The organism is uncultured Idiomarina sp., assembly GCF_964010655.1.
Taxonomy (GTDB): Bacteria; Pseudomonadota; Gammaproteobacteria; order Enterobacterales; family Alteromonadaceae; genus Idiomarina; species Idiomarina baltica.
The window spans coordinates 1-21,355 of the sequence record NZ_CAXGLS010000043.1 but is presented as its reverse complement, the minus strand read 5'-3'; the positions used below and the strand labels follow the sequence as shown (position 1 = coordinate 21,355).

At 47.2% G+C, this 21,355-nt stretch carries 13 protein-coding genes; all 13 read left to right on the top strand.

Features of this window, described 5'->3' with window-relative positions; all coding sequences use genetic code 11:
• The first annotated feature begins 99 nt into the window (after positions 1-99).
• Positions 100-3,057, top strand: coding sequence for a TonB-dependent receptor (locus ABNS04_RS10125; RefSeq protein ID WP_272977268.1), 2,958 nt, complete (start codon positions 100-102; stop codon positions 3,055-3,057).
• Between the two features lie 251 nt (positions 3,058-3,308).
• Positions 3,309-4,073 (top strand): TonB-dependent receptor plug domain-containing protein, encoded by a 765-nt coding sequence (locus ABNS04_RS10120; RefSeq protein WP_006954820.1) that lies wholly within the window; start codon positions 3,309-3,311, stop codon positions 4,071-4,073.
• Positions 4,074-4,316: 243 nt separating this feature from the next.
• The gene (locus ABNS04_RS10115) at positions 4,317-6,209 is read left to right on the top strand and encodes a TonB-dependent receptor (protein ID WP_348671416.1); all 1,893 of its coding nucleotides are present in this window, start codon (positions 4,317-4,319) and stop codon (positions 6,207-6,209) included.
• A gap of 288 nt (positions 6,210-6,497) precedes the next feature.
• Positions 6,498-9,152: a TonB-dependent receptor gene (locus ABNS04_RS10110; protein WP_272977270.1), complete on the top strand. Its 2,655-nt coding sequence runs from the start codon at positions 6,498-6,500 to the stop codon at positions 9,150-9,152.
• A 106-nt stretch (positions 9,153-9,258) separates the two neighbouring features.
• Positions 9,259-10,188, top strand: a complete 930-nt coding sequence (locus ABNS04_RS10105) for a methyltransferase domain-containing protein (protein ID WP_272977271.1) — start codon at positions 9,259-9,261, stop codon at positions 10,186-10,188.
• A 161-nt stretch (positions 10,189-10,349) separates the two neighbouring features.
• Positions 10,350-13,313 (top strand): TonB-dependent receptor, encoded by a 2,964-nt coding sequence (locus tag ABNS04_RS10100; RefSeq protein WP_272977272.1) that lies wholly within the window; start codon positions 10,350-10,352, stop codon positions 13,311-13,313.
• 211 nt (positions 13,314-13,524) lie between these two features.
• Positions 13,525-13,857: a LytTR family DNA-binding domain-containing protein gene (locus tag ABNS04_RS10095; RefSeq protein ID WP_165477441.1), complete on the top strand. Its 333-nt coding sequence runs from the start codon at positions 13,525-13,527 to the stop codon at positions 13,855-13,857.
• 72 nt (positions 13,858-13,929) lie between these two features.
• Positions 13,930-14,481, top strand: coding sequence for a FlgO family outer membrane protein (locus tag ABNS04_RS10090; RefSeq protein ID WP_272977273.1), 552 nt, complete (start codon positions 13,930-13,932; stop codon positions 14,479-14,481).
• 9 nt (positions 14,482-14,490) lie between these two features.
• Positions 14,491-15,057, top strand: coding sequence for a FlgO family outer membrane protein (locus ABNS04_RS10085; RefSeq protein WP_272977274.1), 567 nt, complete (start codon positions 14,491-14,493; stop codon positions 15,055-15,057).
• Positions 15,058-15,121: 64 nt separating this feature from the next.
• Entirely contained in the window at positions 15,122-15,829 is a 708-nt protein-coding gene (locus ABNS04_RS10080) for a DUF1499 domain-containing protein (protein WP_272977275.1), read from the top strand.
• A gap of 13 nt (positions 15,830-15,842) precedes the next feature.
• Positions 15,843-18,143 (top strand): TonB-dependent receptor, encoded by a 2,301-nt coding sequence (locus ABNS04_RS10075; protein WP_348671415.1) that lies wholly within the window; start codon positions 15,843-15,845, stop codon positions 18,141-18,143.
• Between the two features lie 11 nt (positions 18,144-18,154).
• Positions 18,155-20,296: a dihydrolipoyl dehydrogenase gene (gene lpdA / locus ABNS04_RS10070; RefSeq protein WP_348671414.1), complete on the top strand. Its 2,142-nt coding sequence runs from the start codon at positions 18,155-18,157 to the stop codon at positions 20,294-20,296.
• Positions 20,293-21,355 (top strand): ABC transporter substrate-binding protein (locus ABNS04_RS10065; protein ID WP_348671413.1); only part of this gene is annotated, 1,063 nt, incomplete at its 3' end. The genes lpdA and ABNS04_RS10065, both read left to right, overlap by 4 nt.

The window sequence follows — 21,355 nt, the reverse complement described above, 5'->3', positions numbered from 1 at the left end:
TACAATTCGGTTTGGGGTTGCTATGTTCTTTCTACGTCAAAAACCACAACGCTTGGTTTTAAGGCGCACAAAAAAAATATTCCAGGGAGTATTCCAATTATGAAATCTCAATTTTTCAAACGCACGCTAACTGCTGCAGCGGTTGCAGCAGCGATGGGTTTGTCAGCAACAGCTGTTGCACAGAGCACGACCGGTACCGTTAACGGTCAAGTTGTGACTTCTAGCGATGCTGCTGTTACTGGTGCAACTGTTACCATCCGTAACGTTGACACAGGCTTCACTCGTACTGTTCAGGTAGAGTCAGACGGTTCATATCGTTTCCCTCAATTACCGACAGGACGTTACACGGTCACTGCTAACGCTAACGGCTATGAGCCGAACCAAACTCAAGAGTTTGTAATCAGCGCAGGTGGCTCGCGTGAAATCACTGTACCTCTTTCAAGCGGTATTGAAACTATCGATGTTTCAGGTACTAGCATCTCAATGGTCGACACACGTGCTTCTGGTACGTCATTGAACATCGGCGAAGCTCAAATCGACCGTATTCCAGTTCCACGTAACGCTACAGCGGTTGCATTGCTTGCTCCAAGCACAACTGCTGGTGATGGCCGTTTCGGTAACTTAGCTTCTTTCGGAGGTTCATCAGTTGCGGAAAACGCTGTTTATATCAACGGCTTGAACGTAACCAACTTCCGTACAGGTACTGGCTTCTCAGACGTACCATTTGAATTCTACAAAGAGTTCGAAGTTAAGACGGGTGGTTACTCTGCAGAGTTTGGTCGTTCTACTGGTGGTGTTATCAACGCTATCACGAAGAGCGGTACTAACGAATTTGAGTTCGGCGCAAACGTTTATTATCAACCTGAGAGCTTGCGTGAGACCTCTCCAAACAGTATCTTGTCTGATGGCTCTACGTACGTTCTCAACGAGTTAGACGAACGCTCAGACATGGAAGGTAATATCTACGCGTCTGGTCCGATCATTAAAGACACGTTGTTCTTCTACGCAATCTATAATCCGCGTAATATCGATAACAATTACTCATCTGGTGAAGGTAAATTCTTCAACGAAGCTGTCGCCGATGATGCGTTCTACGGTGGTAAGATTGACTGGCAAATCACCAGTAATCATCTAGTTGAACTGTTAGCGTTTTCGGATTCAGCTACCACTGAAACAGACATTAGCCGCCGAACTACTGACGGCCTCAGCTACCAGTCAACTTCGTATGAAGAGACTGGTGGAGACAACTGGTCTGTAAAATATACCGGTTACTTGACTGACGACTTAACGGTTTCAGCATTGTACGGTGAAAACAAATATGACTTGACCTCATATAGCAACGTACAAGCTAACTGTAACTTTGTATACGATCGTCGCGATGCAGCGCCTCTAGGCACGTTCGCAGGTTGTATCGGCAGCCCAGGTTACTTGACTGAAGAAGGTCAAGATAAACGTGAAGCGATGCGTGTGGACTTCGAATGGTACCTTGGCGACCACTTGCTACGCTTCGGTTATGATACTGAAACAAATACGTCAAATGCGCTTGAAGGCTATTCTGGTCCAGGCGGCAAGTTCGTGACTTTACGTGACGGAACCCCCGGCGGTCTGCTTGATAACGGTGCAAGTATCCCGGATGGCGTTACTGAGTACCTTGAAGAGCGCGTTCGTACCGTTGAAGGTAGCTTCGAAACTGAAAACCAAGCGCTTTACGTTGAGGATATCTGGTCTATCACTGATAACCTGACAGCAACGATTGGTCTTCGTTATGACTCGTTCGAAAACAAAAACGGTAACGGCGAAACCTTCGTAAAAGTTGATAACATGTATGCGCCACGTCTTGGCTTGTCATACGACATCAACGGTGACGGTCAGTCAAAAGTGTTTGCAAACGTAGGTCGTTACTACTTACCAGTAGCAAGTAACACTAACGTACGTATGTCTGGTAACGAGTACGATGTAACTCAATACTTTGTATTGGAAGGTACTTCAATTGACCAGTTCAATGGCAACGATTACCTGACTTACACTAAAGGCGATAAGATCGGTGACGACAGTGTAAACGCGGATGGTACCGTTCCGAACACCAAAGAATTCGTTGACCAAGACATCGACCCAATGTACCAAGACGAATACATCATCGGTTATGAAGCAGCATTCGCTGAAAACTGGAGCTGGGGCGTTCGTGGTATCCGTCGTGAATTGAACGGCGCTATCGATGACATGAGCGTTAAAGGTTATCTTGATGACACCTACGGTTGCCATGGCGGTAGCTCGTATGTATTGGGTAACCCAGGTAAAGTTGCAACTATCTTTGCTGATACCGACTGTAATGCAGACACTGCGCTTGAAAAAATCGACATCGATTTGGCAGAGCTTGGTTTCCCAGAAGGTAAACGTTCTTACAACGCTGTTGAGCTAACCTTAGCAAAAGCGTGGGACGGCAAATGGTCATTAAACGCATCTTACACTTGGGCTCAAAGCTACGGTAACACCGAAGGTTTGGTTAAGTCTGATATCGCTCAAGACGATGCGGGTATCACTCAGGACTTTGACTTTGCAGAGCTGATGGATGGTGCTTACGGTTACTTGCCGAACGACCGTCGCCATACCTTCAAAGCATACGGTGCATACGCGCTGACTGAGAACTTCCGTTTAGGTGCAAACTTTACGTTGAGCTCAGGTCGTCCGTTAAATGCATTCGGTATCGGCCACCCGAACGGTGTGCCTCAATACGGTGATACTTTCTACGTATGTACAGCAAACTGTGATGACAAAAACGAAGCTACCAATGAGTACAATCAAATTACTCGTGGTACTTACGGTCGTACAGACTGGACTCCAACCTTGGATCTTAACGCGACTTACGTAACCGAGTGGTCTGGAACTGAAATCGAATTCCGCGCAGACGTATACAACGTATTGAACTCTTCAGCAGTTCAGCGTCGTAACGAGTTCGCAGAAGAGAACGTTCCAGGGGATGCAAATGAATACTTCATGGCACCAACTTCTTACCAAACGCCTCGCTACGTTCAGTTGAGCGCTGGTATCAAGTTCTAATAGAACATTCAGTTAATACTGAATACAAAACCACCCTTCGGGGTGGTTTTTTTTTGTCCAATCCGCTCTCCGCGTACTTAATTGAGTTGTTATTGACTTCATAATAATTCTTTAAAGTCAAACACTTAATAATAAAGTTAATCATAATTTAGTAACAAGTTGTTTACATAAAATTAACTTATTGCTAAATTCAAATTACCTCAAACATATTTTGAGGTAAAAAACAATAAAGTTCCGGGGAGTTTCAAATCATGAAAAGCACAACTTTTCGTAAAAATTTGTTGGCAGTAGCCATTGCAGGCGTCTTTTCGATGCCCGTTATGGCGCAAGATCAGCAAGAATCTACTGCTGACGATCAGCAAGCAGAAAAAGTAGCTGAGCGCATTCAAGTGACAGGTTCGCGTATTCCGCAATCGTCTAACGTAGTGAGCTCTAGTCCTATATCTCAAGTAACCTCAGAGGAGTTCGAGTTTTCGGGTAACGTTCGGACCGAGGATTTAGTGAACGATTTACCACAAGTGTTTCCAGGTCAGACATCTACCGATTCAAACGGTGCAACTGGCACGGCAACTATTTCACTCCGGGGGTTAGGCTCTAATCGTACATTAGTGCTTATGAATGGCCGCCGGTTGGTCATGGGATCGCCATTACAAGGCGCTATCGCGCCAGATTTAAATCAGATCCCAGGCGCACTGGTTGAAAATGTTGAGTTACTCACGGGCGGTGCATCGGCAACTTACGGTTCGGATGCTGTCGCGGGTGTCGTGAACTTCATCATGAAAGATGATTTTGAGGGCGTAAAGCTAGATTATCAGCACAGCTTTTATCAGTATAATAACCCCAACAGCAATGATGTAGCGCAATCGGCCCGTGACGCTAACTTCGATCTGGCGCCAGGTTCTGGTCGCGATGGTCATATGAATGATTTCTCGATCATTTGGGGGGTCAATGCGGACAATGGCAAAGGTAATATTACCGGCTATGTAACTTATCGCGATATCAAAGCGGTTACATAAGATAATCGCGACTATAGTATTTGCTCACTAGCAGGTGGACCTGGAGATTATTCCTGCGGTGGCTCCGGCACCATTCCAGACGGTCGCCTAACTGATTTCGTTGACTACGACTACTACATCGATCAAGGTACTTTCCAAGAGTATGACGGGCGCTTATACAACTTTGGTCCTCGCAATTATTTTCAGCGTCCCGATGAGCGTGTCACACTCGGTGCATTTGGTCATTACGAAATCAACAAAAACATGGAGTTTTTCGGTGAAGTTGGCTTCGTTAAAGACCGAAGTGTTTCACAGATCGCGGAATCAGGTGCCTTTTTTCCACAGGTTGATTTGAGTTGTGACAACCCGTTTCTATCGCCGCAACAAGCAAGCGTATTGTGTGGACCGGGTGGTCCCGCCACTGTATCAGGTGATCCGAATGTGTGGGAAGGTGTTTACATAGGCAAGCGCAATGTTGAAGGCGGTCCGCGTCAGAATGATATTCAGCATTTATCGTATCGCGGCGTGTTCGGAATTCGAGGATATTTGAACGACACGTGGAGTTATGATGTTTCTGCTAATTTCGGTAACGTGACACTAAGTTCGACCTATCTAAATGATTTCAGTATTACCAACATTGGACGAGCACTCAACGTCACAACGGATCCCGACACTGGGGAGGCGGTCTGTACCGCAGCTTTGAGTGGTGTTGATCCAAATTGCGTACCTTGGAATATCTTTGCGCCAAATATTACCCAAGACGCCCTCGATTATCTAACGCTACCGCTCTATGCCAATGGTGAAACTAATTTGCGTGAATATACTGCGTATGTGATTGGTAACCTCGGTGACTATGGTATCCGCAGTCCTTATGCCGTCGGTGGAGTCGAGCTTTTGCTGGGCGCGACCACACGCAGCGAAGAGCTCGTTTTCCAACCCGATAGTGGGTTTACATCAGGTGATGGGGCTGGTCAAGGCGGGCCTACAATCGGAGTTTCCGGCAGCTTAAGTGTTGATGAAATCTTTTCGGAAGCAAAAATCTATTTGGTTGAGGGAGCCGACTGGGCGGACACTCTTACAATGGATCTTGGTTATCGCTATTCGGAATATTCAACAGCCAAAGAAACCGATACCTACAAGTTAGCTTTAGGTTGGGATATTAACGAGATGTGGAAGGTACGTGGTAGCTTCCAGCGTTCGGCACGTCATGCCAACATTCGTGAATTGTACCAAGCTCAGTCTATCGGTTTGTACGATATGGATTCAGAGCCGTGTGGTGGTGCTGATCCAGAAGCTACTCTAGAGGAGTGTCAACGCACCGGTGTCACTTCGGCGCAGTACGGCAATATCCCACAAAGTCCAGCTAACCAATACAACTCGATTTCAGGAGGTAACCCCGATCTAGAGCCTGAAACCTCAGATACAATATCTGTTGGTTTTGTCTATCGCACAATGGAAGGGGATTTCGATGTTTCTTTAGATTACTTCGATATAAAAGTTGAGGATGCCATTGGTATTGTCGCAGCTGAAACCACGCTCGATTTGTGTTTGGATACCGGTGATGCGCAGTTCTGTGAACTCATTAATCGCGGTCCGGAAACAGGTTCACTTTGGTTGGGTCAAGATAATATCATTGCGACTAATGTGAATATTGGTTTTGAGCAGCGGTCTGGTTTTGACTTAAATTCAAGTTATACCATTCGCTTTGATAATGATTTTGGCAAGCTCAAATTCAACCTAGTGGGCACTTATTTCACTAAGTTTGATACTCAGCCGGTTGTCGGTCTTCGTGTGTATGAGTGTGCGGGCTATTGGGGAGGCGTATGTGGTGCGCCGAATCCAGAGTGGCAACATAACTTGCGAGCGACATGGGAAAACAACGACGGCTTAGCCGTTTCTGCAAATTGGCGTTACCTTGGTGAGACTCAGCAACTTGATAGTGGACCGCAAGATATCGATGCAGAAAACTATCTTGACTTAACTGCTCGTTACCGTTGGGGAGATAACACGACGATTAGTGTGGGCGTGAATAACGTGCTTGAAAATGATCCGCCGTACTTAACCGGTGCGCCAGGTAGTAATGGTAATACCTATCCAGGGTATTTTGATGCACTCGGACGCTACGTGTTCGCGAGTATCTCCTATCAATTCATGTAATCTTTTAAATTCAATGAGTTATATGCAAAAGGCAGCGCTTCAGCTGCCTTTTTTACATCCAAAGAACACTTGTTAACCTAAAGTGATACATTTGACTATGAGTTGTGCATATCGACTAAAAGGTGGTCAAACAGTTCGTTTAACAGGTCCATTTAGTTGAATTTCTCCTCAGCTGGCGTTAAAAGTCGGTGCGGCATCGCAAAGACCTCAATTGAGCGATGACCGCTCATTCACGTCACTTATCCTCTGATGAGCGACAGAATAAGAACACACACCAGGGAGAAAAACATGACGAATAGTACCTTCCGCAAGAGTTTAACTGCTCTCGCTGTAGCGGGTGGTCTAGCAACCCCAGCGTTGGCTGTCGCGCAGGACAGCAATACTGTTGAAGCGCAAGGCAATATCGAAAAAATTCAAGTTACGGGTTCACGCATTAAGCGTTCAGACCTAGAAAGTGCGTCTCCTGTAGAGGTTCTTTCGGCAGATCAACTGACAGATCAAGGCCGTTTATCGGTTGCCGATGCGTTACGTAATCTCACCTCGAACTCGTTTGGCTCATTTGTACCAAGCTCAGGTAGCTCAGCACAATCACAGTCCACGGTTAACTTACTTGGTGTCGGCGCAAGTCGTACGCTAGTCTTACTCGATGGTAAACGCGTAGCCGGTTCACCATCGCTGGGTGGCTCTTCGGCTAATTTAAGCACGATTCCAATGGCGGCTGTGGAGCGCATTGAGGTGCTTAAAGATGGTGCTTCAGCGGTATATGGTTCTGATGCCGTCGCAGGTGTCGTTAATATTATCCTAAAAGACGACTTCGAAGGTGTCGCAATTAACACCAAAGTCGGTCGTCCGGAGGCTGAAGGGGGTGATAATGAGAGTTTCAGTATCACCGCAGGTACGTCGTCAGATCGTGGTAATCTGACTATGGTGTTCGAGCATCAGACACGTGACGCGATCTATGACCGTGATCGTCCGTACACAGCACCACAGATGTTCGACGAAAATGGTGATGGTGTCATCTCGTTAAACGATGAAACGATTGGTATTTCAAAATACGGTGCGACGCTTGTTAATCCTGAGGGAAACTATGAGGCATCGCCGTTATGTGGTCAACTGACAGAAGACGTCGATGGCTTTGTGGGTGTACTCGACCAAGGTACCGCAAACGGTGGTATCGGTCAGGGGACGGTATGTGGATATGCCTATTCCAGTGTATCGACAAACATGGCTTCGACTGATCGTAACTCATTAATGGTGAATGGAAACTACCAGATTAACGACGACGTTGAACTATATATGCGCGGCATGTTCGCTAAAAACAGTTCATTTGGTCGATATGCGCCAGCCGCGGCGAAGTGGGAAAATATCCCAGCGAATGCATCCCACAACCCTTATGATGAAACGCTCGATACAGGTTATTTTCGTTGGTATCCAGCAGGTAACCGGGATGGCTATGTAGACGATTACCAACAAGACTATGTAGTTGGATTCCGTGGCTTTGCTTTAGATAACATCGACTGGGAAGTCTACTATCAGCGTGCCGAAATGGACTATAAAACGGTTGGGCGTGACTATTTGAGTAAATCAGCCCTGAACTGGCTTGCAGCAGAAGGCCGCGACCCATTTGCACCCGAAAATTCTGACAAGCTGGGTATCACTACGTTGACCGAAGGCAAGACCATTTTTGATCACTATTACGCCGGTATGGGTTTTAATATCGGTGAACTACCAGGCGGTCAAATTGCGCACTATTTTGGCTGGGAAATGTATGAGCAGGTGTTCGAAAATAAATACGATGCACAGTCAGAAGCCGGTTTGGTCGGTGGTGGTGCAGGTAATTCCGCATCAGAAGATCGTACCGTTAGAGCCTATTTTTATGAAGTAGCGATGCCATTCACGTACGACCTTACTGTCAGTGCAGCATTTCGTTATGACGACTACAGCGACTTCGGATCTGCAAGCACCAGTAGTTTAAAAGCTGAATACCGGCCTATGGACGCTCTCTTGCTACGAGCTTCGTATAGTGAAGGATTTCGTGCACCGTCTTTAGAAGAACTGTCAGCACAAGATCAGTATTCGTCAACCTATGCTTACGATTATGTGGCGTGTCAGTCCAGCGGCGTCGACTTAACCGAGTGCCCAGAGATTCAGGTTGATAACCAGATTCAGAGTAATAATAACTTAGGTCCTGAAGAATCAGAATATATCAATGCGGGCATTGTTTACTCAGGACTTGATAACTGGGATTTCCGTTTAGATTACTTTGATCTAAAAGTTGAAAATGTTATTTCAGATGTCACAGTGCAAGACTTAATTAATATTGAGCTTGGCGGTAATCTAGACTCATTCTTAGCGGCAAATCCGGCGTTCGACTTGCAACGCCGTGACAATGGAACTATTGCGGGTGATGTTTACACGCGCACTGAAAACGGTTCTATTTTGGCGCGTCGAGGTTTCGACATGGAAATCGCAGCCGAATATCCGTTAGGTGCAGGACTTTTTAACGCGACATTTGGTACCACTTATATGATGGACGTCGAAGAAGATGTTTATTTTGGCGGACCTAGCCAAGATATGTCAGGTTCTTCTGGTGCCCCTGAATTTCGCTCGCAGCTGATGTTGCAATATGCGATTAACGACTTCAATGTGACATGGACAACGGACTACATTGACTCAACGGGCGAAACCGATGTGCTTGACACGTCTTGTGGCGATTCGAATTGCTTTAAGTACAACTTTGCTGGTGAACTTGAATCAACGACTTACCACAACGTGACTTTCTCATATAATTTCGGTCAATATGGCAAAGCGACATTGGGTGTTCGCAACGTATTTGACGAGGATCCGGTGCTGAACAGCAGTGGGCAATACACGAACCCTGAGCTGTATGTTCGAGGTCACATTGGACGCGAATTTGTAGCAGGCTATCAAATTCAATTCTAACTCAACGAATTGTTTTAAAAAGGCTCCTTCGGGAGTCTTTTTTTATGCGTGATTATCGGGGTATGATAGAACTGTTTGTTTTAAACCATAACCACAAGAGCAGTATATGAACAACACAAAAAAGCAAGTAAATAACGTGTGGGATAATTATTGGCGTTCAGGAGCGGAAGCGAGTTTCTTAAATAAAAATACCTCGTTGCAACGCTACCAAATGCGGAAGTTTTGGTTTGAGCGCATGAGCGAATTTGAAGCGAAGTCACCGATTGTCGATATTGGGTGCGGGAATGGCATTCTAATTGGCTGGCTGAACGAATATAAAAATGAAAAGAACAAATCAAAGTGGCAATTAATAGGCGTGGATAGCGCGGCATTGAGACCTACTAACCCCGAGCTGGATGTTCGTGAACTAACGCCATATCAAAGCTTTAAATTAACCGGCAACAAAAAATTGGGCACGGTGGTCTCGCACTACGGCTTAGAGTACGGTCCACTAATCGAGGGGCTGACGCATTTGCATACGCAACTCAAGAAGGATGGTGCGCTTGTTGCTCTCGTGCATTCAAGTAACTCAACATTAGTGCGCAATAATAAAGCAATGTATGAATTAATGCCGTCACTGATTCGCCACTTAGAGAAACATGTATATAACTTGTATACCTCTATCCTTGAAGCGCGTGGAAAGCCGTTAGGCAAGCAAGCGGCGTTGTCGCAGCGTAAGCTCGATCAACTGGCTCATACGCATCGTAATAACCCAACATTTAAGCGCAGTAATTTTGTCCCGGCTGTACGGCATATTTTACAAGCTGCTTCAAATGGCAAGAAACTAGAGGCTCGGCAGGTATACAATGATTTTCTCAATAACATGAAATTTCATTATGCCCAAATGGACGACATGATACAGGCAGTAGAGCAAGTGAAGTCAGCTGATCACCTCGCTCAAGCTGCTGAAAAGGCAGGCTTCAAACGAGTTATGGTACAAGACGTCGAGTTTCCAGAAACGGGTGAAGTCGGCTTCTGTTTACAGGCGATCAAGTAATGATCAGAAACTGTTAAAAGTGTTATAAAAAAGTTGCCTTTGTTGTAAAAATGTGTTTTTCTTCTTCCTGAGCGCAGTCTTGTAAAGGACTGCGTTGAATAACGATTCTATTAACAAGTTGTAGAGGATCGTCATAATAATAATTTTCGGGGAGACTGAACATGAACGAACAGTCATTATTGGCGCGTTCTATCAGAACGATTTTGATGGCGGGTGTTAGCTCTGCGTTTATCGCAGCACCTGCTTTAGCACAAGATGCTCAGCAAGACGATCAAGACGTGGTCGTTTCTGCTTCTGGGCAGGAAGTTGTACAAAGCGAAAACGCACAAGTTGAAGAACGTATTCAGGTTACTGGTTCGCGTATCGGCCGTATTGGTGCCGAAGCACCTAGTCCTGTTACCGTAATCAGCGGTGACGATCTCGTTGAAACCGGTGCAATGAACATCGGTGAAGTACTGAGTCGCTTACCTGCATTGGCAACAACATTCACACTTGCTAACTCAGGCCGTTTCATCGGTACGGCAGGTATCAGTACACTGAACCTACGTAACATGGGTACTGACCGTACGTTGGTATTGGTCAACGGTAAACGTCACGTGGCTTCAGCGCCAGGTTCTAGCTCGGTTGATACCAACACCATTCCAAGTGCTTGGATTGATCGCGTTGAGATCATCACCGGCGGCGCGTCTGCGGTATACGGTGCCGACGCTGTCACAGGTGTTGTCAACTTTATCCTTAAGAAGAACGTCGAAGGCCTAGACGTTACTGCCACTCGTGGTTACGCTGAAAACAGCGACTATTCAAACGAGAAGTATACTTTCTCATACGGTACTGCATTTGCCGGTGGTAAAGGTAACATTGCGGTATCAGCAGAATACAACGCGCAAGACTCATTAAATGCATTGGATAACCCGTGGACTGCAACGTCAGCGGTTAGCATGCGTTATGAAGCGCTGTATGGCCCGCGTACCGAAGATCAACTCGACGATCCAGCATACCCAGACAACATCGTAGTGCCTAATGCAGGTTACTATGCGATTTCTAATCAAGGTACTGTATGGGACCCGTTCACCGGCGGTATCTTAGGTACATTTAACCCAGACGGTTCTTATCGTGATACCTATATCGGCGATGTAAACGATCCGGCTAACTTTTACTGTCAAGACTGTGACTACATCAACTTACGTCGTTACAGCGAAGTACAGCCAGAATTCTCACGTGTAAACTATAACCTCAAAGGTAACTATGAGTTTACGCAAGACGTTAACATGTACTGGAACGCGAAGTACGTTAAGAGTGAAGGTCAAAATATCGGTCAGCCATTCTTCCGCTTCTTCTCAACGGGTGCCGCAGCGGATAACTACCCTTACTTGTTCAAACGTGACAACCCATTCTTGCCAGAAGCGTTGGCATCACAAATGGATGAGCTTGGCGTACCTTTCCTTGGTTTAAACCGTATGTACGAGGATGCAGGTCGCCGTATCGAAGAAAACACGCGTGAAACAAAACGCGCAGTTATCGGCTTTGACGGTATGCTCAACCAAGATTGGAGCTATGACGTTTCATTGGTGTGGGGTAAATCAGACATCGAACGTGTCAATGGTGCTAACGTAATCCTCCAGAACATGGAGTGGGCACTGGACGCGGTTGAAGACGAAACCGGTAACATCGTATGTCGTAGCGAAGAAGCACGTGCTGATGGTTGTGTGCCTTTCAACCCATTCGGTTTGGGCATGGCAAGCCAAGCGTCGCAAGACTACGTTACTACGACTTCTGTCGGTACCTCTGAAATCGAACAAACTGTATTTAACGCAACCTTCTCAAATTCATTCTTGTATGAATTGCCAGCCGGACACATCGGTTTTGCGGGTGGTGTTGAGTACCGTGATGAATCAAGTGTAACGGTCGAAGACCCCTTTGCAAAAACGGGTGCTACCTTCTTTAACGCACTGGGCGAAACGGACGGTCAATACGACGTTTCAGAAATCTTTGGTGAGATCAGCGTTCCATTGTTACGTGACATGTTCATGGTACAACACCTGAACTTTGATGCTGCAGTGCGTTACGCAGACTACTCAACCATCGGCGGCGCTACTGCGTGGAAAGTTGGTTTAGACTGGACTATCAGCGATGAATTACGTTCACGTTTCACATACTCTGAAGCAATCCGTGCGCCAAACATCGATGAATTGTTCTCAGGCCAAAGCCAGTCATTCGCAGATGTTGACGATCCGTGTAGAGTGTCTAACTTAGCTCAGCTATCAGCAGACGGCCGTGCGCGTCGTGAAGCTAACTGTGCGGCGTTAGGTGTACCTGCGGACTTCGATTCGAACTATGACTCAGCAACACTTGAGACATTAGTGGGTGGTAACCCAGACTTGAGCGAAGAAACATCAGAATCAATCACTGCTGGTTTCGTTTATTCACCAGAATGGTTGGAAGGTTTCTCTGCAACAGTTGACTATTGGGAAATCGACATCGATGACACGATTAGTGGCATTGGTTTCCAAACTATCCTAAACCGTTGTGTGGATGCTGAGACTATCGATAACCAGTTCTGTAACCTGATCACACGTGACCCAGATACGTCTGAGATTACATTGATCCGTGGTTTCGCACTGAACATCGCGCGTTCATTGAACTCAGGTGTTGACTTCGAGTTCGCGTACGACTTTGATGCGTTAGGTGGTCAGTTCCGCACTAACTTAATCGGTACGTACACAATCGAAGCAAAAGACTACCCATTTGCTGACGAGCCTGATAACTACACTGATTACGCGGGCGTTTTGGGTGACCAAGACTTGCAAATGCAATTGTCTGTACAGTACGGCATCGACAACTGGACGTTTGGCACAACCACTCGTTACGTTGACCGTGTAAACTTGTACGATCCAACCAGTCTTGAGACGAACCCTAACCCAAGTAACGAAATGCAGTATGGCACTTATGTCATTACTGACGTAACAGCGGGTTACAAGTTCGATAATGGCCTAGGTCTTACTTTAGGTGTCGATAACTTCTTCAACCGTGAGTTACCAGGTTATACAACAGGTACTGGCGCAGGCTCTGCAATCTACGACAACATTGGTCGTTTCGCATACCTTCGCGCATCACTTAGTTTCTAAGTGTAAAAAACGCAATCAAAAAGCCCTCTTCGGAGGGCTTTTTTTATGTTTGTCTTACAGAGAGATAGAACAAAATACGGCATTATTAATCATGTTATTTGATGCGTTTAGGTTGAATGATGTCGTGTTAGTCACAAAATATCCCATCTTGAACTGGGTGCCATACCATCAGGTTCTAAACCTTTCTGAGCCTGATGGATGCTGGCGTAGTATGGATAACGTATTTCCCGTAAGGATGGTAGGTAAAATCGTTTTCATTCCTGTCGACGATATTATCTGTATTAAAGGGGCCGCCAATTATGTTGAAATTCACACTCCAGATGAACGACTCCTTCACCGCGATACTATGAAAAATGTGGCAGATACGCTTTGCGGTAATCGTTTTCACCGAGCGCACCGCAGTGTTATCGTCAACTTAAATCATGTGAGAGAACTCACGAGCGAATTAGGCAGACTGACGCTTCTCGTGTTAAGTAATAATGACGAGATACGTATCGGTCAGTCCTACCGCGAAGGTCTATTTAAACGACTAGGCATTAGTTAAGCGCACTAACCAACTAAATTATTTCGATTTCCAGCCGATACAACACCATCACTCTTAATTCAGAGATACCTTATGCGTGTATTGGTTATATTACTCAGCTTAATGGTGCTGCCAGCTAAAGCGCACTCAATTAGTCCGTATGACGAAATCGCTGATCGGTTAGCGCAACAACTGGTAACACAGTTAAATCAATCATCATCTCGCCAAGCGCATGCACAAGTAGGGATTACACGTTGGGTGATGTCCGACACGCTTGAATTACCGACGTCTGAAAACGCATTGTATTCCGTCAGCCATGAAGTCAGTGAAGCACTGTATAGCCATCTGACAGAGCGAAATGTCAAGCTTATCGACTTTCGCGCTCAGAATGGTGTGACGCTGACATCTGCGGGGGCGACGATGCTAACCAATGATAAACAGCAGTTAAATCTTAATCCCAACTTAGACTGGGTATTAGTGGGGACCATGAGCCGAGAAGATGATGGTGTAATGCTCAGCATTCGGGTGCTCGATCGTCGCTCTCAATCGGTGCTGGCGGCTGCTAATCATTATGTACCCAAGCATTTATATTGGCCGAATAAAAGTGCCCAGATCATCGATGGTCATCTGCAAAGAAGTCGGTAGGAGAAAAGTATGCGATTAACTCTTTTGGTAGCGGCGGCATTGAGTTTGAGCGCCTGTACAGTTTTACCTAAGCCGGAACAAAAAGTCCGCTACGATGACAACGGCAAAAGCGCAATACCCGCGCCCATCAATAGCTACAGTACGCAGTTGGCGCAGCAATTGGTAGCAAATAGTCAAATCGATTTATCGCAGACACACGTCGGCGTCACAGACTTTGTCGGTGTAGAGTCATCTTATCAGCAAGCATCGATACTGGCGCAAGCGATGTCTGAGCAGTTGCGTGGTGAGCTCGCGAGCCGAGAAGTGCCCATTATTGATTACAAAACAACGGACTTTATTCGTGTTACGCCCAAAGGCGACTTTGCCTTAACACGCGACTACCTCGAAGTCGATGAAATCATGCTCATCACCCATGTTGTTGTCGGTACGTATAGCTATTATCGTGACGGAATCTTAGCAAACGCTCGCTTGGTCGATATTAACAGTCGACATGTTGTTAGTACGGGGAGCATTTATATTCCGCGCGTTGATGCGGCACGTCTTAACTCATCTGAAGGACAACCTATTATTCGTTGATCTGGCTTAACCACGCTTTCGTAGTCTAATATCTTATAAAACAATAATTTGTTCGGGACAGACTATGAAAGCGTTGCACTCCATCTTAATTTTTCTTGGGTTACTTTCTCTTATTTTAATCGGCTTGTCCGGCCCGTTTTATCAACTCGAATGGCTCACTTTAGGTGGTGCCTTCACGTTGTTGCGTTGGGCTGTGTACCTTGCCATCGGTGCGGGCATATTAAACATTATTGCGTTATTCGTGCGCCGACCTAAGGGCGCTCGCGCAGGGCTTAGCGTTTTAGCTATTATTGCTGCATTTATTGCGTTTTATTTACCTTATACGCAGTACCAAACGGCAACCTCGGTACCGCCCATTCATGATATCTCAACGGATACGGTTAACCCGCCCGAATTTGTGGCTATTGCACCTTTGCGTGCAAACGCGCCTAATCCTGTGGAGTACGCGGGTGAGGAAACAGCAAAGCAACAGAAAGAAGCGTATCCCGACATTACCACTTATGTTTCTTCTAAATCACCGGACGAGCTCTATCAGCAGGCATTGACGGTGGCTAAGAATATGGGCTGGGAAATTATCGATACGTCGGATGAGCAACATCGGATTGAGGCAACAGCCACAACAACATGGTTTGGCTTTAAAGACGACGTGGTGATCCGCATTCAGGCGCAAAATGAAGAAACACTGCTCGACATTCGTAGTAAGTCACGCGTGGGTCGCAGTGATGTGGGTAAAAATGCAGAACGTATACGCTCTTTCTTAAGTCAGCTATAAAAAGGATTTCCCGATGAAGTTCGCTTGGTTGGCATTGCTTCCGGTGTCTGTAATGGCACAAGAACCTATTGAAATTATCGAGGTCACCGGCGAAGGGGAGACTCTGGTATTGCCGAGTGAAGAACCGGTCGAAGGGGTGTTTGGCTTGTCCGATGCATTACAGGAAATCCCGCGCGCTGCCACCATGATATCGCGGTCACTCATGGACCAAGCGGCAATTAATGATCTACATGATATTGCTCGGTTTGCCCCCAACAGTTTTGCAGCTGCAGGTTTTGGTAATCCATCACTCCCGAGTATGCGTGGACAGCTCGGTGAGCTATTCGAGGCGGGTATGCCCCGTCAAGCCGGTAACAATGGTTTGGGTGTGCCAATGTCGTTTAACAGTATCGAAGGTATTGCCGTAGTGAAAGGAGCACCACCGGTGATGCTAGGTACGACCCAGCGCGTCGGTGGCTTTGTTAATTTGTTGCCGAAAAAGGCACTGACAGATAAAGAGCGCTCACGTATTCGCGGTGAATGGGGTCAGTGGAGTCAATACCGTCTGCAACTCGATCATAATGAAGTGCTCAAGCGTGACAAGCATGGGTTACGAGTTAGCGCTGAGTTTGTCGACCATGATAGCTTTTACGACTATACCTCAACTCGCAGTGATGACGTATTTGTCGCCTATCGCTTTACGCCGAACAGCCGCACGGAGTGGGATATCGGGCTTGAATACTATGATGTCGAGTGGACCGACAACGCGGGTATCAACCGTCCCACCCAAGCGCTCATCGATGACAACCTTTATATTACCGGACAAGGTGTACAGCCTAATGGTTCTACTGTGCCAGGTGCTTACGCTATTGTCAGCCCGACCGGCCAGGTGGAAATTGATCGTAGTCGCGTACTGACCGATCCAGCGGATATCAATAATGCCAAAACAACGTTGGTTCATTCGACGTTTCAGCAGCAATGGTCTGACGGACTTATTTTTGTAAACCGGACCTATTATCAATACTTAGAGCGTGAAGGGATTAACCAAAACAGCTTTGTTGAGATTATTGATGGCGCACATACATTCGAAAACCGGGCTGAATTGCATATTAACGATCGCTCTATTGTAGGCATAAACTTACGCATCAATGATGTGTTGGGTTACAGCCAGTTCAGTACGGAAGCCGATTTACCGACTGACCTGACCGGTCCTATTTCAAATCGCCGCATTCCGCTGACAGCAGCGCAACAAGCCCAACTAGTGGAGTTGCGCCCCGGCTTATTTGTGTCACCAGGCACCAACTATGACAACGATGGCGACGGCGTGGGCGATTATATCTTATCGGATACCACCGACTCGCTAAGCCAACAGTGGGGTCTGTTCGCACAGCATGAGCTGGCACTGACTGAGCGTTGGCAAGTCACCGCAGGGGCTCGGCTTGATTACTATGATGTGACCGCGAAAGATCCGCTGCCACCCGTTGGATTTGAAGCGGCTGAGGACAGTTACAATGACTGGTTAAGTACGATTAGCCTGTCGTCTCAGTATCAACTTTCAACGGCGGTGATGGTTTACGCATCAGCGTACGAAAGTGACTCGACCTCGAATTCAATGGCGGGCGGTACGGTTTTAAATGCGAATCAAGTCATCGATTCACAGAATTTCGCCACCGAAAATACATTGTATGAGATCGGTATCAAAATAGCGCCAGTCAACAGTCGCTGGTATACCGATGTGGTGGTATTTGATCAAACACGTAGTCTGCGCAACCGTGACGGCTCTAATAGTGGAATTGCCACACAGGGTGTCGAGGCGCAGTGGAACTATCGTAATGAAAACGGCTTTTGGGCAACACTGGCGGCTAGCTACTTAGATGCGCACTATGATAATTCGGCTGCGTTTCAAGATACGCGTCAAGTCGCGGACTTGTTTGATAATTCACGACCGGAGATTATCAATGGTACCGGTGTGGGTGCGCCTAACTTTGCGGCCTTCCCAGCCTCGAATCAACGTTTGCAAGGCGTTCCTGAGGTGCAAGCTTCAGCCGTCGCAGGTTGGCAGCTAACGCCTCAGTGGTCGGTGGGTGGTGATTTGAGTTATACCCAGAGCTATCCGCTTGATTACCTACAGACTGTGATGATTCGTGATCAGTATATGGTGAACTTAAACGCAACTTATCAAATTACTGCCCAACTGAGTGCGCGTTTAGATGTGTTCAACGCAACCGATGAAGAAAATTGGTCACCGGTGTTTGAGGGTGGCTATTTCGGCTCCACACTCGCCTTTCCATCACTTCCGCGCCACGCGCAGCTGACTGTTGATTACCGCTTTTAGAAGGAGCTGTTGTGTCTGTAAAAAAAATTCTGCTGGCGCTGGTGATTATCGCGGCCGTTGTCGCCGCGGTAATGTTCGATGTTACGCAGTATCTCAATCTTGATACGCTAAAAGCGCAGCAAGCGCGTGTTAATGGCTGGTTTGAGACGGAACCGTTACTGACTTTTGCTATCTACTTCATCGCCTATGTTTTGGTTACTGCGTTATCGATTCCAGGCGCCACGATCCTAACCTTAGGTGCCGGTGCCATTTTTGGGCTTGGCTGGGGATTGTTACTAGCCAGTTTTGCTAGCTCGGTCGGTGCTTTGCTGGCCTTTTTAAGTGCGCGCTTTTTATTAAAAGACTGGGTGCAAAGTAAGTTTGGTCAGCGGCTCGAAGCGATCAACCGCGGCGTCAAGCGTGACGGCGCCTTTTATCTGTTGAGCTTAAGGCTGGTACCCATTTTTCCGTTTTTTGTGATTAATCTGGCTTTAGGTCTTACACAGATTCGAACATGGACATTCTATTGGGTGAGTCAAGTCGGCATGTTGTTGGGTACCGTTGTTTATGTCAACGCCGGTACTCAGCTCGCAGAGATTGAACAAGTGGGCGATGTGGTCTCGGCCGATCTCATTGGCGCGTTTGTGTTATTGGGTATCTTTCCTCTGATCGCCAAATGGTTACTTACAGCTATCAAGCGTCGTCGGGCGTTTAAAGGTTTCACCCGCCCTCAACACTACGACAATAACCTTATCGTCATTGGTGCAGGCTCAGCGGGCTTAGTCAGTGCTTACATCGCGGCAACGGTGAAAGCCAAAGTGACCTTAATTGAGCGCGACAAAATGGGCGGAGACTGCCTTAATACCGGGTGTGTGCCTTCAAAAGCGTTATTGCACGTGGCTAATCAAGTGCATCACATGCGTCACAGCGAGCAGCTTGGCATTAAAGTTGACTCGGTATCTGTGGACTTTCAGCAAGTGCTTGCGCGAGTGCAGCAAGTGATACAACGTATTGAGCCGCATGACTCGGTCGAGCGCTACCAAGGCTTGGGTGTTAATGTAGAGCTCGGTGAAGCGACCATCAAATCGCCGTGGGAAGTGGAACTCAAGCAAGACGGCGAGTTGCGTCGCTTAACTACTAAACATATCGTAGTGGCGACGGGCGCGCGGCCGCTCGTGCCGAACTTACCGGGCATCAACGAAGTAGATTACCTGACATCGGATAACCTGTGGCAGCTCCGCGAGTTACCTAAACGCTTATTGATTTTAGGCGGTGGACCGATTGGTTGCGAAATGGCACAAGCTTTTCAAAGACTGGGCAGTGAGGTACATCTGGTTGAGATGAGTGAGCGTTTGTTGACGAACGAAGACCCGGATACGTCGACTTATGTTGCACGCGCGCTTCAAGATGATGGCGTTACATTGCACTTGGGTACCCAGGCGAAAGCCTTTAGCCAAACCGAGGAGGGCGTTGAGCTCTCGGCGGAAAGTGAGCAAGGAGAGCAGTCATTGCATGCCGATCGGGTGCTGTTGGCGCTAGGTAGACAGGCGAATCTCGAAGGTTTTGGTTTAGAAGAACTGGGCATTGAGCAGAGTAAAACCATACAGGTCGATGAGTTTATGCAAACCAGCCTGCCCAATATTTATGCCTGTGGTGATGTTGCCGGCCCGTATCAGTTTACTCACGTTGCTTCACACCAAGCATGGTATGCCACGGTGAATGCGTTGTTTGGCCGTTTCAAGCGCTTTCGTGTTGATTACTCGGTGATCCCCTGGGTGACCTATACCTCACCGCAAGTTGCCAACGTGGGTTTGACAGAACAGCAAGCAAAGGCACAGCAGGTTGATTATGAAACCACGTGCTATGACATTGCCGAGCTGGATCGCGCGATAGCCGATGGCAATGCCAACGGACGTGTAAAAGTGCTGACTGAGCCGGGTAAAGATACGATTTTAGGGGTTAATATTGTCGGTCCCCAGGCGGGGGAGTTACTGGCCGAGTTTGTCTTAGCAATGAAGCAGGGTATCGGACTTAATAAAATTCTTGGAACTATTCATAGTTACCCCACTCTGGCTGAGGCGAACAAATATGCAGCAGGTGAGTGGAAGCGCGCGCATGCGCCCGAAAAACTGTTAAAGTGGGTTGAGAAACTACACCGATGGTTACGATCATGAAACGTCTCACTCTATTACTGGCTGTTATTATGTCCTTGGGCTATGTTGCGCCGAGCGCTGCGCAACAGCAAGCGACCCCGGTGTACTTTTATGCATGGGGCGGCAATCCCGCCATTAATGATTACATTCGCTGGGCAGCCAAGGAACTGCGACCGCAAGGTATTCAGTTACAACACGTGAAGGTGGCTGATATCGCCGAGGTAGTCAAACAACTGGTCGATGGTCAGAGCAACGCCGATTTAATATGGATTAATGGCGAGAACTTTCATGCGTTGAAAGAGGCTGATCGCCTGATGCCGATACTCACCGAGCTGAATATTAAAGAGAGATTGAATGATCAGCTGAGTTGGCAAAGCGACTTTGGTGAACCGGTCGCCGACCTCGAGGTACCGTGGGGCGTCGGACAGTTCTATCTGTTGACCTGTAACACATGCGTTGCCGGTGATCACATCAGTGCCGCGGAATTACTGGAGTATGCTGCCGAGCATCCCGGTCGTATTACGTATCCTAAACCGCCGGAGTTTCATGGCACCACGTTTTTAAAATCATTATTGCTGTCGCTTTCTGAGCAAGATGAAGCATTTCTCAAGCCTGTCGATGCGGTCGACGCCGAAAAACTGACAGCACCTTTGTGGACCTACTTAGACGAGTTACAGCCGTTATTATGGCAAGGCGGTGAGAATTACCCGTCGAGTGCGGCACAACAACTAAATTGGTTCGCTAACAAGCAACTTGATGTCGCGCCGTCGTTTAATCCGAATGAGGTTAAAACGCTCGTCAATCAGGGACGAGTGCCGGCGGGCACCAAACGCATCACCTTAGGCGACGCGGCTATCACCAATAGTCATTATTTAGCGGTTCCAAAGAGCAGTGGTCATCCCCAGGCCGCGAAGCAGGTGATTACCTTTTTCCTATCAGAGGCCGCACAACGCAAAAAAGCTGACTTATCGGGCTGGGGCGACCCGACAGTATTGGATATCGCGCTACCCGATACGCCGGCGATGCTGCCAGTCGCGGCGGAGTTTCATGTCAGTTGGCAAGCCTATTTAGAGCAACAGT